This is a genomic window from Rhodopseudomonas sp. BR0C11 (assembly GCF_010820945.1).
Taxonomy (GTDB): Bacteria; Pseudomonadota; Alphaproteobacteria; order Rhizobiales; family Xanthobacteraceae; genus Rhodopseudomonas; species Rhodopseudomonas palustris_H.
The window spans coordinates 1-13,403 of the sequence record NZ_QTKI01000100.1 but is presented as its reverse complement, the minus strand read 5'-3'; the positions used below and the strand labels follow the sequence as shown (position 1 = coordinate 13,403).

Sequence of the window (13,403 nt, the reverse complement as noted above, 5' to 3'; positions counted from 1 at the left end):
GATCTGGCTGATGAGCGGCCGGCGGCTGTATCTGTTCGATCGCGAGGAAAACCGCGACGCCTTCGCGGCCAACCCGGAGCGCTATCTCCACGACGCCCGCGAGCGCTGGCCGGGACTGTTGGCGACGCTCGCCGAATAGCTTCAACGTTAGCTGCCGTTGCGATCGCCCCAGGCGATGAACTCCGGCACGATGAAGTTCGGTCGCGGTTCGTCGAACCGCAGCGGTGCGCCGGTCCGGTCGGTCACCTTGCCGCCCGCGGCGATGACCAGCGCGGCGCCGGCCGCAATGTCCCATTCACAGATCGATGCGAGCCGCGGGTAGATGTCGGCCTTGCCTTCGGCGATCCAGCAGAATTTCAGCGACGATCCCAGCGTCGCGTGCACGGCGCCTGGGCGGGCATCGATGAAAGCGACAGTGGCGGCATCGAGATGCGACCGGCTGACCGTGGCGATCCACGGCTCGCCTGGCTGCGGCAGCGTCCGGGTGCGGATCGGGCTGGCGGTGAAGCTGATCCCGTCAGCGGCGACCGTCAGCCGTTCGGCGCCATGGCCGACCGCGCCGCGCCAGGCGATCCCCTGAGCCGGCGCGCCGACGATGCCGAGCACCGGCAGGCCGTCGCACACCAGCGCCAGGTTGACGGTGAATTCGTCGCGGCCGGCGATGTACTCCTTGGTCCCGTCGAGCGGATCGACCACGAAGAAACTGCCCGATGTCGGCCGCCCGTTGCTGCAGCACTCCTCCGACAGCACCGGGACGTGCGGCGCGATCTTCGCCAGCCCCTCGGCGATCACCCGGTCGGCGGCGAGATCGGCGGGCGTCACCGGCGAGCCGTCGGGCTTCTGGGTGACCTTGGCGTCGCGGGGGATCGCCATGATCGCCGCCCCGGCGCGCAGCACCAGCTCGGTGAGCGGTTCGAGCAGAGTTGCGGCGTGCTCGGAGGAAACGATGGCGGGCTGTTCGAACGCGGCAGTCATCAAGCTGTGTCATCCTCCGTCGGTGGTCCTGTTCGTGTCGGACCGTTGTGTTGGCACTGCCTGCGGCCGCAGTGTATCAAGCCATTAACCAAGGCTGATTCGTCTTGCGAGCGGTTTTCCGAGGAACAGACTGATGTCCGACACCCAATCTCCCGCTGTGCAGGCTCCCGCACCCGACGCGCTGGAGCTCGCGGCGCTGCTGTGTTCGCGGGTGTGCCACGATCTCATCAGCCCGGTCGGTGCGATCGTCAATGGCCTGGAAGTGCTCGACGACAGCTCCAAACAGGAAGATCGCGATTTCGCGCTCGAATTGATTAGAAAGAGCGCCAAAACCGCATCGGCCCGGCTGCAGTTCTGCCGGCTGGCGTTCGGTGCGGCCGGTTCGGCCGGCGCGCAGATCGATCTCGGCGACGCACAGAACATGGCGCGCGGTCACCTCGAAGACGACAAGACCAAGCTGGCGTGGAATCTGCCGCGGCTGCTGCTCGCCAAGAACCGCGTCAAGCTGCTGCTCAACATGCTGGTGATTGCTCAGCAGACGATTCCGCGCGGTGGTACGCTGACGGTCGATCCGATCGGTGAGGGCGACAATTTGTCGTTCCGCATCGTTGCGGCTGGTATTAATGCCCGCACGCCGCACAACATCGTCGATCTGCTCAACGGGACGCAGAGCGGCCCGATCGAGTCGCACGGCGTGCAGCCGTACTACACGCGGCTGCTCGCGCAGGCCTGCGGATTGGCCGTGTCACTTGCGCCGGAAGGCGACACCATGGTGGTAACTGCGTCCTGAGAGGCGCAGTGATATAGTGAAGATTGTATTGACGCTTAGCCTCGGGATCGTACGAAGGTCCTAACTATTTGAACTTCCGCCGCATCGTCCCGCGGCCTGCAACCAATATTAAACGCTTTCCGCACACAGTGGCCGCATTAGTCGGGCATTGGCGACGGTCGCGTGCCCGCGTGCAGTGAAGGCCACGCGTATGGACGATCTTCTTCGTGAGTTTTTGACGGAGACCTTCGAGAGCCTGGACACGGTTGACAACCAGTTGGTCCGGTTTGAGCAGGAGCCGAACAACGCGAAGATATTGGACAATATTTTTCGTCTTGTTCACACCATCAAGGGGACGTGCGGGTTTCTAGGATTGCCGCGGCTTGAAGCGCTTGCGCATGCGGCCGAGACCCTGATGGGCAAATTCCGGGACGGGATGCCGGTGACGGGGGAGGCGGTGACGCTGATCCTGACCACGATCGACCGGATCAAGGACATTCTGACCCAGCTGGAGGCGACCCAGGCCGAGCCCGAGGGCGAGGACGGCGACCTGATCGGGGAGCTGGAGCGGCTGTCGATGCGCTCGCCGGAGGAGATCGCGGCCGAGCTCGGCGGCGCGGCGCCGGTGGACGTTGCCGAGGTTGCTGTGGCCGAACTCGAAGCTGCTGCCGAAGTTGTTGCGGCCGACGCCAATTCGACCGAAGGCACCCTGGTGGCGCAGACGCTGGAGCGTCCGCTGCGGCCGGGTGAAGTGTCGCTGGACGAGCTGGAGCGCGCCTTCCGCGAGACCGAGATCGAGATGGCTTCCCCGCCGCTGCAGCCGGCCGTGAGCGAGGCTCCGGCGGTCGTGGCCGAGGTGGTTGCACAGCCTGAGCCGAAGCCGGCCAAGCCCGCCAAACCCGCCGCCAAGCCGGCGGCGAAGAAGTCCGGCGGCGAAGGCGAGGGCGCGGCTGAAGGTGGTGCCGCTGGCGGCGTCGCCAACCAGTCGATCCGGGTCAATGTCGATACCCTCGAACACCTGATGACGATGGTGTCGGAGCTGGTGCTGACCCGTAACCAGCTCTTGGAGATCAGCCGGCGCCACGAGGACAACGAGTTCAAGGTGCCGCTGCAGCGGCTGTCGACGGTGACGGCCGAGCTGCAGGACGGGGTGATGAAGACCCGGATGCAACCGATCGGCAACGCCTGGCAGAAGCTGCCGCGCATCGTCCGGGATCTGGCCGCCGAACTCGGCAAGCACATCGAGTTGGAGATGCACGGTGCCGACACCGAGCTCGACCGCCAGGTGCTCGACCTGATCAAGGACCCGCTCACCCACATGGTGCGCAACTCCGCCGACCACGGGCTGGAGAAGCCCGAGGACCGGGCGCGCGCCGGCAAGCCCGAGCAGGGCACTATCCGTCTGTCCGCCTATCATGAGGGCGGCCATATCGTGATCTGCATCGCCGACAACGGCCGCGGGCTCGACACCGAACGGATCAAGGCCAAGGCCTTGGCCAACGGTCTGGTCACCGAGGCCGAACTCGAGAAGATGACCGAGGCGCAGATCCACAAGTTCATCTTCGCGCCGGGCTTCTCGACCGCCGCCGCCGTCACCTCGGTGTCCGGCCGCGGCGTCGGCATGGACGTGGTGCGCACCAATATCGACCAGATCGGCGGCACGATTGAAGTGAAGTCGGTCGCCGGTGAAGGCTCGGCCATCACCATCAAGATCCCGCTGACCCTGGCGATCGTCTCGGCGCTGATCGTGGAGGCCGGCGGCGACCGGTTCGCGATCCCGCAGCTGGCGGTGGTCGAACTGGTGCGGGCGCGGGCCAACTCCGAGCACCGCATCGAGCGGATCAAGGACACCCCGGTCCTCCGGCTGCGCGACAAGCTGCTGCCGCTGATCCATCTGAAGAAGCTGCTCGGCATCGACGAGGGCGCCAATAGCGAGCCGGAGAACGGCTTCATCGTGGTGACCCAGGTCGGCAGCCAGACCTTCGGCATCGTGGTCGACGGCGTGTTCCACACCGAAGAAATCGTCGTCAAGCCGATGTCGACCAAGCTGCGTCACATCGGGATGTTCTCGGGCAACACCATCCTGGGTGACGGCGCGGTGATCATGATCGTCGATCCGAACGGGATCGCGCAGGCGCTCGGCACTGCTGTGTCGGCGCAGCACGATATCTCCGATCAGGCGGCGGCGAGCCGCAACGCCTCGGCCGAACAGCTCACCTCGCTGTTGGTGTTCCGCGCCGGCTCGAGCCAGCCCAAGGCGGTGCCGCTGTCGCTGGTGACGCGCCTGGAAGAGATCGCCTCCGACAAGATCGAGAGGTCGAACGGCCGCTACATGGTGCAATACCGCGACCAGCTGATGCCGCTGGTGCTGATGGAAGGCGTCGATGTCGCCACAAGCGGCGTGCAGCCGATCCTGGTGTTCGCCGACGAGGATCGGTCGATGGGTCTTGTGGTCGACGAGATCGTCGACATCGTCGAGGAGCATCTGCACATCCAGGTCGGCTCCAGCCGCGACGGCATTCTCGGCTCTGCGGTGATCAAGGGCCAGGCCACCGAAGTGATCGACGTCGCGCACTTCTTGCCGATGGCGTTCTCCGACTGGCTGGCGCGCAAGGAGATGCGGCAGACGATGACCACGCGCTCGGTGCTGCTGGTCGATGACAGTGCGTTCTTCCGCAACATGCTGGGTCCGGTGCTGAAGGCGGCGGGCTACAAGGTGCGGGTTGCGACCTCGGCGGTCGAGGGCCTCGCCGTGCTGCGCTCGGGTGCGCAGTTCGACGTGATCCTGACCGACATCGAGATGCCGGAGATGAACGGCTTCGAGTTCGCCGAGGCGATCCGCTCCGACACCAAGATGTCGAGCCTGCCGGTGATCGCGCTGAGTTCGCTGGTGTCGCCGGCGGCGATCGAGCGCGGCCGCCAGGCCGGTCTGACCGACTACATCGCCAAGTTCGACCGTCCCGGCCTGATCGCGGCGCTGAAGGAGCAGACCACGATGCATGCGACGCCCGAAGTGCTGGAGCAGGCGGCATGAGCGAGACCAGGAAGGACACCCCCGCGATGAGCCGCACCATCGACGCGATCAGCGGCAACACCACCCAGTTCGCCACCGCGATGATCGGCGGGCAGCTGTTCGGGCTGCCGATCAGCCGGGTGCAGGACGTGTTCATGCCGGAACGGCTGACCCGGGTGCCGCTGGCGCCGGACGATGTCGCCGGCGTTCTCAACCTCCGCGGCCGGATCGTCACCGCGATCGACATGCGGGCCCGGCTCGGCCTGCCCAAGAACCAGGACGGCAAGCCGCCGATGGCGATGGGCGTCGACCTGCGCGGCGAATCCTACGGCCTTCTGATCGACTCCATCGGCGAAGTGCTGACCCTGCCGGACGAGGGCCGTGAGACCAACCCGGTCAACCTCGATCCCCGCATGGCTTCCTTCGCCAACGGTGTCCACCGCCTCGACGGACAGCTCATGGTCGTCCTCGACGTCGACAAAGTGCTCGAAATCGCAACTCAACGTATGGCTGCTTGATGTAGCGCGCCGAACTCAGCTCACCGCCCTCGAATCTCCCGGGAAGGACCGCATGACACCGCTCGATTACGAGTACCTGCAAAAGCTGCTGAAGGACCGTTCCGGCCTGGTGTTGTCGGCTGATAAAAAGTACCTGCTCGAGAGCCGGTTGCTGCCGCTCGCCCGCAAGGCTGGCGTGCCGGGGATCACCGATCTGGTGCAGAAGATGAAGGCCGGATCGGATTCGCTGATTAACGACGTGGTCGAAGCGATGACCACGAACGAGACGTTCTTCTTCCGCGACAAGACGCCGTTCGATCACTTCAAGGACAGCGTCATCCCCGAGCTGATCAAGGCGCGCGCGGGTCGCAAGTCGCTGCGGATCTGGTGCGCGGCGTCGTCGACCGGCCAGGAGCCGTATTCGTTGGCGATGCTGCTGAAGGAGAAGTCCGCCGAACTCGCCGGCTGGCGGATCGAGATCGTCGCCACCGACCTGTCGCCCGAAGTGCTGGAGAAGTCCAAAGCCGGTCTCTACACCCAGTTCGAGGTGCAGCGCGGCCTGCCGATCCAGCTTTTGGTGAAGTACTTCAAGCAGGTCGGTACGATGTGGCAGCTCAATGCCGACGTGCGATCGATGGTGCAGTACCGTCTGTTCAATCTGTTGCAGGACTTCACCGCGCTCGGCAAGTTCGACGTGATCTTCTGCCGCAACGTGCTGATCTATTTCGACCAGGCGACAAAATCTGATATCTTCAACCGGCTGATGAAGGTCAACGAGCCGGACGGCTACCTATTTCTCGGCGCCGCCGAGACTGTGGTCGGTCTCACCGACTCCTACCGGATCTGTCCGAAACGGCGCGGCGTGTACCTGCCGAACAGTTCTGCCGCCTCGACGGCTCCCGGGCTTGCGCTCGGCGGCTTGAAGGCGGGCGCCCTGACGGGGCGATAAAGGAGGACGAAGTGGCGTCCGAGAGTGGCGGACCGGAACGGGTGTCCTTCGGGCGTGGCTATAACGTCTGGATCATGGGCATCGACGGCACTTGGCGGCGCAACTGCGTTCTCAAGGCGGTGTCGAGTGTCGACGCCGAGCTCGAGCTCGAAGGATCGATCGAAGGCCTCAACCTGAAGGAGTTCTTCCTTCTGCTGTCGTCGACCGGTCTTGCCTACCGCCGCTGCGAGCTGATCCGGGTCAACGGCTCGGAGATCGACGTGCGCTTCCTCAGCACCCGCAACAAGAGCGTCAAATCCTCCAGCCGCGACGACCGGATGGCCTGAGCCCGGATTCTAAATTGCGTCAAATTCGGCAGGGAATTGCTAACCGATTTTCCGAAGGCGACGCGACTCTGGTTTCTGCAAACGCTTCTTTCAACGGTCGAGTGATAGGATCGGTTCGCGTTCTGGTTGGCGAAGGTCGGTTCGTTTCCGACCTGATCGGTCAGTTCGGGTGAGGAAAAAGCCGAGCATAAGCGACGCTTTCAAGGAGCTCTGGCAGGCGAGCACGGCGATGGTAGATCCAACCAACCATAATCCGGCGATCGACGTTCTCGTCGTCGACGATGATCCGGTTCAGGGGGCGATCGTCAGCGGTGTCTGCACCAAGCTCGGCTACCGCCCGCATTTCGCTTCGTCCTATCAAGAAGCGGCGGCGCGTCTCGCGACCGGCCGGTTCGATTACATCACGATCGATCTGTCGCTCGGCGATCACGACGGCATCGAACTGCTGCGGCTGATCGCTGAGACCGAGGCCAAGCCGCGTCGGATCATCGTGATCAGCGGATGCGAGGAGCGCATCCTCAATGCCACGGTGAGGATGGCCCACGCCGTGGGGATGCTCGACACCATTTCGCTGCCCAAGCCGATCGATCTGGCGCTGCTGCGCGGTGCGCTGGCGCCGGTCCAGGGAGCCGCATCGTCGCGGCGCGGAGTGGATGCGCGCCTGTCCGAGATCACGGTGAAAGATCTTCGCCGCGGTCTCGACGATGGTGAAGTCTATGCCGCGTTTCAGCCGAAGATTGATCTCGCCACAGGTAGAGTGACCGGCTGCGAAGCGCTGGCACGCTGGGACAGCGCGACGTTCGGTCCGGTCGGCCCGGATGTTTTCATTCCGCTCGCCGAGCAGGGCGGGCTGATCAAGACGATGACGCTGCGGATGCTGCGGGACTCGATGACGTTCGCTGCCGCGTTTCTTCCGACCGAGCCGAAATTCGTCGTGGCGGTCAATCTGTCGGCCTCGCTGTTATCCGACACCTCGCTGCCGGAGGAAGTCGAGCACCTGCTCGCCGAGATCGGCGTGCCGGCGCGGTCGCTGATGATCGAGGTCACCGAAACCACCGCGATGGCCGATGTCGGCCGCGCCATGGACGTGCTGCTTCGGCTGCGGCTGAAGGGCATCGGCATCTCGATGGACGATTTCGGCACCGGCTATTCGTCGCTGTCGGCGCTGGCGCGAATGCCGTTCAGCGAATTGAAGATCGATCGCTCCTTCGTAAAAGACTGCCTGACCGATGCCGACATGTGGAAGATCGTGTCGTCCTCGGTCGCGATCGCGCATCAGTACAACATGAAGGTCGTGGCCGAAGGCATCGAAGATGCCGCAACTTGGCACGCTCTCGATGCCCTCGGTTGCGATATAGGCCAGGGGTTCGAGTTCTCTCGTGCGTTGCGCCAGGATGCCTTCGTCGAGTGGTATCACGGCTGGATGGCGCGTCCTCCGGCAACGCGGGCGGCCGTAGTGCCGTTGCAGCGGGAGGCCTGAGCGCTCAAGCGTCGCGCATATCCCGATCCGGCGTCAGCCCGCCAGTTCCACCAGTTGATTGTCGTCGGCCGGCACGCGGCGTGCGGCGGTGAACGCCGCTTTGATCTGCTTGGTCATCGCCACGTATTCGGCTTGCGTCAGATGCGGCGCGGCGTGCTCTAGCTCGCGCGCCAGTCCCGACAGGTGGTCGAGTCCAAAGGTGGCCGCCGCGCTCTTGAGCGAATGCGCCTCGCGTTCGATCCGGCGGCGTTCGCTGGCGATGTTGAGGGTATCGAACAGGGCGATCCTGGCCTCGGTGTCGCGTGCGAACACCGACAGCACCGCCAGCGTCGCATCCTCGCCGATCTCCTCGACCAGATGGCCGAACGCCTTGCGGCCGACATAGAGCTGCCCCGCGCCAGCGAGATCCGACGGCGCTGCAGTCTGTTCGACGTTGTCAGCCGGGGGCGGAGCGAGCGGCGCAGGGGCGGGCACAAGGCGAGGAGATTCTGCAGCCGGCAGCGGCGGCAGCGCGCGCAGGATCGCTTCGATCAGTGCTTTCTTGCGGACCGGCTTGGCTACATGATCGTTCATGCCGGCGTCGCGGCAGGCGGCGGCATCTTCGGCGAAAGCATTGGCAGTGAAGGCAATGATCGGGACATTGGCGAGCGCTCCGCCGTGTGAGCGGATTGCCCTCGTGGCATCGAGCCCGTCCATCTCGGGCATCCGCACGTCCATCAGCATGACATCGTAGCTGAAGCGGGTCGCAGCGGTGACCGCCTCGGTGCCGTCGCAGGCGGTATTGGTCTGGACCCTGAACTCGCCCAACATCTGCGCTGCGATCGCCCGGTTGGTCGGATTGTCGTCAACCACCAGCACCCGCAGCGGCCGGCCGGCGGCCTCGATCCGGGCGCGGAATTGCGCATAGACGGTCTGGTCGTCCTGCTCCGGCGGAGCCACATCGTCGGCGATGGGCAGCGTCAGCGAGAAGTGGAATTCGGAGCCTCTCCCCGGCGTGGAGGTCACGCCGATCTTGCCGCCCATCTGTTCGATCAGCCGTTTGCTGATCGCAAGACCAAGTCCAGATCCGCCGAACCGCCTGCTGATCGAACTGTCCGCCTGCACGAAATCCTTGAACAGCGAGTCGATCTTGTCGGGTGCGATTCCGATGCCGGTGTCGGTGACGATCCAGCGCATCCGCGCGTTCGTTGTGTCGCGCGAGATGCACTCGGTCGTGATCGTGATCCCGCCCGAGGTCGTGAACTTCACCGCGTTCGAGATCAGATTGAGCAGGACCTGCCGGATACGGCCGGCGTCACCGGTCAGTGCCTCGGGCATATCGCCGCGCGTTTCCTGACGGATCACCAAGCCCTTGGCGACCGCGCGCGGTCCGATGACGCTGAGCGTGTTGTCGACGATGCTGCGCGGTGCGAATGGGATCGGCTCCAGGCTGAGGCGGCCGGCTTCGAGCTTGGAGAAGTCGAGGATGTCGTCGAGGATCTGCAGGAGGTTGTCGCCGGCATCGTGAATGCTGGTCACCGCCAGGCGTTGCTCGGCGTCGAGGCGCGTCTCCAGAAGGTTGGTGGCAAGTCCGATCACCGCGTTCATCGGGGTGCGGATCTCATGGCTCATCATCGCCACGAAGCTGGATTTGGCCGCGCTCGCCGCCTCGGCCGCCTCGGCATAGAGATGCTGCTTGCCCCACCAGCGTGCGATCGCCACGCTGCCGGTGATGATGACAAGCGCGCTGATCACCGACATCGCGATCATCAGCGCGGCCATGTCCTGCCAGCTCTGCAGTGCGCTGTCCTCCGGTTGCGTGACACGGACCACGACCGGGTAGTTCGGCAGCATCCGCGTCACACGAAGACGTTTGTTCGGCCCCGCAGCCTCCCGCTGGCGTCCCCCTGCGGCCAAGGCCAGGCGGCCGGCGTCGGTCACGACGGTGCCGAGCCGGTCCGAGTGGGGATAGTTGACCAGCAGCGTCCCGTCGGATCGCATCAAGGAGATTTCGGTGCCGGTCCCCGGGGATGTGGCGGCGAAGAAGTTCTCGAAATACTGCACCGAAATCGCACCGAGCAGCAGGCCGATGAAACCCCCGCTGGCATCGTTCAGACGGTGAGCGAGGTAGATGTTCCAGGTTCCGGAACCGCGGTTCCGGGTGGGAGCGCTGACGAACGAGGTCAGCGCCGGATCGCTGCTGAGGGCCTGGAAGTAGTCGCGATCGGAGATGTCGACGTTGGGGATCGGCCAATACCGCGAGAAATTGATCAGCTTGCCGGTCTCGTCGATCATGGTGACGGCGTCGACCTGCGGCATCCCGGTGATCTTCTCGCTGAGCAGCGAATACACGCTCTGCTGCGACATCAGCCGTCGGTAGGAGGCACTGTCGGTCACGCCGGCGCGGCTAACATAATCACGAATGCTGGAAAGCAGCAGGTCCATCGATTTGAACGACCGATCGGCCTCTTCGGCGAGCGTCAGCGTGTACCGCTCCAGATTGGTCTCTGCCGTCTGCAGCGTGCTTTCGCGCAGGTTGCCGAGGAAGATCAGGTTGGTGCCGACGATGGTGGCGATCAGCACGATCGTCGTGACGCGGAGGGCCACCAGCGATCGCTTGAGGTTCGGGCGGGTCGGCGGCAGCATCGGACGAACGGGCTCCCGGTCAATGATCTGCGGCCGGAGCGGGGCCCCGTCGCGCGCCGATGGCGTCTTGATGGAAGCAGCGCAGCAACGGTGCCCGCCGGAGTTTATCCCCGCGGCCTTCGCCGTTTTGATAGCGCTTGCTTGCTCGAATCCGGTTCATAATGATATTCGGGAACTTAGGTTCTAATCGAGGATATCGGGAAACTCCCGGTCGGTTGGTTCGTACTAGATGAGAGTGTTGCGGGCGACGCTCGAGGCGGGCGCTTACTTAGTAGGGGTGGAAGCAGATAACACCGGCGACCTCGCACGTTTCTGAGATCACCATAACGGTTTGGTGCTGTCTTCGCGTTAACTTGGTTCCCCGTAGAATTACGGGCTGCAGTTGAACGGTACGTTCCATTCAAGGTTTTACCGGGAGGTCGTGTAATGAACGAACAGGCATCGGGAGGAGAAGTCTTCGTTGTCGATGACGATCCGGCGGTGCGCGAGACACTGTCGATCGTGCTCTCGGCGGCGGGCTATCAGGTGATCTGTTTCGCTGACGGTGAATCGTTGCTTGCGGTGGCGCGTAACCGCAGCCCGGCTTGCATCTTGCTCGACGTTCACATTCCCGGCCGGTCGGGTCTCGACATCCTGGCGGAGCTGCACGCTGAGGATTACCCGGCGCCGATCTTCATGATCTCGGGCAAAGGCGACATCGCGATGGCCGTCAACGCCATCAAGAACGGCGCCCTCGACTTCATCGAGAAGCCGTTCCGCGGCAAGGAGATCGTGTCACGGGTGGAGGAGGCGATCGAGGCCTTCTCGCGGCGGCGCGATGCCGGCCAGGGCAGCAAGGCCCCTTCCTACAATTTCCCCGGCAAGGAGCCGCTGACTCTGCGCGAGCGCGAAGTGCTCGAGCTGTTTTCGTCCGGCAATACCAACAAGGAAGCCGGCCGCCAGCTCGGGATCAGCCCGCGCACCATCGAGTATCACCGCGCCAACATCATGAAGAAGCTCGGCGCCCGCAATGCCACCGATCTGGTGCGCATCGTGATGACGGCGCCGAAGTAAGTCGAAGACCGGCGGCATCCCCGCCGGTCTCTTGCCGTCGGGCGGCCGTTACATCGTGCCGGGGAACGCGCCGCCGTCGAGCAGCAGGTTCTGGCCGGTGATGTAGCCGGCGTGGACGCTGCACAGGAACGCACAGGCGGCGCCGAATTCGTCCGGCGTGCCGAAGCGTCCCGCCGGGTTTTCGTTTTTCCGCGCTTCCAGGATCTGCTCGGCCGGCTTGCCGGACGCCTTGGCCTGACCGGCCGCGACGCCGCGCAGCCGATCGGTGTCGAACGGGCCGGGGAGCAGGGCGTTGATGGTCACGTTGTGGCGGACGGTCTTGCGCGACAGGCCGGCGACGAAACCGGTCAGGCCCGAGCGCGCGCCGTTCGACAGGCCGAGCACATCGATCGGTGCCTTCACCGCGGCCGAGGTGATGTTGACGATGCGGCCGAACTTGCGTTCGATCATCTTGTCGACCGTCGCTTTGATCAGCTCGATCGGCGTCAGCATGTTGGCGTCGAGCGCCTTGATCCAATCGTCGCGGGTCCAGTTGCGGAAATCGCCGGGCGGCGGGCCGCCGGCATTGTTGATCAGGATGTCCGGTTCCGGGCAGGCCGCCAGCGCGGCGGCGCGGCCTTCCAGCGTGGTGATGTCGCCGGCGACCTCGATGATCTCGACATCGGGATAAGCCTTGCGCAGCTCCGCTGCAGCCTGCGCCAGCGCCTCTGCGCCGCGTGCAGTCATCGTCACATGCACGCCTTCGGCGGCGAGCGCCGCAGCGCAGCCGCGGCCTAGTCCCTTGCTCGATGCGCACACCAGCGCGCGGCGACCCTTGATTCCCAGATCCACGTTTCACTCCCGGATGCATGGCGATGTCGATGCGGCCGGCACTCTAGCCATCCCGCTCCGGCATGGTAAGGGGAGGGCAACGCATAACGCATCAACGGGAAACGCGGCATGGATCAACTGTTCGACGTCAGCAACGAAGTCATTCTGGTCACCGGCGCATCGCAAGGGCTGGGCCGCCAATTCTCGCGCGTGCTCGCCGCGCGCGGGGCCGCGATCGTGTTGGCTGCGCGACAGATCGACAAGCTGCAAAGCCTGGAACAGGAGATCAAGGACGGCGGCGGCCGCGCCGTGGCGGTGCGGATGGATGTCACCGATCTCGGCTCGATGGCCGCGGCGCTTGATCAGGCCGAGGCCGTGATCGGCCCGATCACCGTGCTGATCAACAATGCCGGCGTTGCCACCGAGAAACTTGCGGTCGATCAGACCGAGGCCGATTGGGACAAGGTGATCGGCGCCAATTTGAAGGGCGCTTACTTCCTGGCGACCGAAGTTGCGCGCCGGATGATCGCACGCCAGCAGGGCGGCAACATCGTCAACATCGCTTCGGTGCTCGGCCAGAGCGTGCTGAAATTCGTCTCGCCCTACGCGATCTCGAAGGCCGGCATCATCCAGGCCACCAAAGCGATGGCGCTCGAACTCGCAAGCTCGCGCATCCGCGTCAACGCCCTGGCGCCGGGCTACATTGACACCGACATCAATCGCGAGCTGTGGTCGACGCCGGCCGGCGAGAAGCTGCTCAAGAGCATTCCGCAACGCCGCGTCGGCCACGAGTCCGACCTCGACGGCGCCATCCTGCTGCTCGCCTCCAACGCCTCGCGCTACATGACCGGCAGCGTGGTGACGGTGGATGGCGGATTCTTGCTGGGGTAGGCGACTCCTTCACCT

11 protein-coding genes are annotated in these 13,403 nt (G+C 64.6%); 8 read left to right on the top strand and 3 right to left on the bottom strand.

Annotation, left to right across the window (positions count from 1 at the left end):
- Window positions 1-147: 147 nt before the first annotated feature.
- Window positions 148-975 (bottom strand): 3'(2'),5'-bisphosphate nucleotidase CysQ family protein, encoded by an 828-nt coding sequence (locus DYI24_RS10435; protein ID WP_164572243.1) that lies wholly within the window; start codon window positions 973-975, stop codon window positions 148-150.
- 133 nt (window positions 976-1,108) lie between these two features.
- Between DYI24_RS10435 and chpT the strand changes: the two genes are divergently transcribed.
- The 6 genes from chpT (at window position 1,109) to DYI24_RS10405 (ending at window position 8,009) form a co-directional block, all read left to right on the top strand.
- Window positions 1,109-1,765 (top strand): histidine phosphotransferase ChpT, encoded by a 657-nt coding sequence (gene chpT / locus DYI24_RS10430; RefSeq protein WP_164572242.1) that lies wholly within the window; start codon window positions 1,109-1,111, stop codon window positions 1,763-1,765.
- Window positions 1,766-1,955: 190 nt separating this feature from the next.
- Window positions 1,956-4,778: a hybrid sensor histidine kinase/response regulator gene (locus DYI24_RS10425; RefSeq protein WP_164572241.1), complete on the top strand. Its 2,823-nt coding sequence runs from the start codon at window positions 1,956-1,958 to the stop codon at window positions 4,776-4,778.
- 26 nt (window positions 4,779-4,804) lie between these two features.
- Window positions 4,805-5,275 (top strand): chemotaxis protein CheW, encoded by a 471-nt coding sequence (locus tag DYI24_RS10420; protein WP_174270123.1) that lies wholly within the window; start codon window positions 4,805-4,807, stop codon window positions 5,273-5,275.
- 52 nt (window positions 5,276-5,327) lie between these two features.
- Complete coding sequence (locus DYI24_RS10415; RefSeq protein WP_164572240.1) at window positions 5,328-6,203, top strand: CheR family methyltransferase; 876 nt, start codon at window positions 5,328-5,330, stop codon at window positions 6,201-6,203.
- An 11-nt stretch (window positions 6,204-6,214) separates the two neighbouring features.
- Entirely contained in the window at window positions 6,215-6,529 is a 315-nt protein-coding gene (locus tag DYI24_RS10410; RefSeq protein WP_107343662.1) for a pilus assembly protein PilZ, read from the top strand.
- A 229-nt stretch (window positions 6,530-6,758) separates the two neighbouring features.
- Window positions 6,759-8,009 (top strand): EAL domain-containing response regulator, encoded by a 1,251-nt coding sequence (locus DYI24_RS10405; RefSeq protein ID WP_164572239.1) that lies wholly within the window; start codon window positions 6,759-6,761, stop codon window positions 8,007-8,009.
- Between the two features lie 33 nt (window positions 8,010-8,042).
- On the opposite strand, the gene DYI24_RS10400 is transcribed toward DYI24_RS10405, so the two are convergent.
- Entirely contained in the window at window positions 8,043-10,634 is a 2,592-nt protein-coding gene (locus tag DYI24_RS10400) for a hybrid sensor histidine kinase/response regulator (protein WP_164572238.1), read from the bottom strand.
- Window positions 10,635-11,060: 426 nt separating this feature from the next.
- On the opposite strand from DYI24_RS10400, the gene DYI24_RS10395 reads away from it, so the two are divergent.
- Window positions 11,061-11,687, top strand: a complete 627-nt coding sequence (locus DYI24_RS10395; RefSeq protein ID WP_107343665.1) for a response regulator transcription factor — start codon at window positions 11,061-11,063, stop codon at window positions 11,685-11,687.
- 48 nt (window positions 11,688-11,735) lie between these two features.
- On the opposite strand, the gene DYI24_RS10390 is transcribed toward DYI24_RS10395, so the two are convergent.
- The gene (locus DYI24_RS10390) at window positions 11,736-12,518 is read right to left on the bottom strand and encodes an SDR family oxidoreductase (RefSeq protein ID WP_164572237.1); all 783 of its coding nucleotides are present in this window, start codon (window positions 12,516-12,518) and stop codon (window positions 11,736-11,738) included.
- Between the two features lie 108 nt (window positions 12,519-12,626).
- On the opposite strand from DYI24_RS10390, the gene DYI24_RS10385 reads away from it, so the two are divergent.
- The gene (locus DYI24_RS10385; protein WP_164572236.1) at window positions 12,627-13,388 is read left to right on the top strand and encodes an SDR family NAD(P)-dependent oxidoreductase; all 762 of its coding nucleotides are present in this window, start codon (window positions 12,627-12,629) and stop codon (window positions 13,386-13,388) included.
- Window positions 13,389-13,403: the final 15 nt, after the last annotated feature.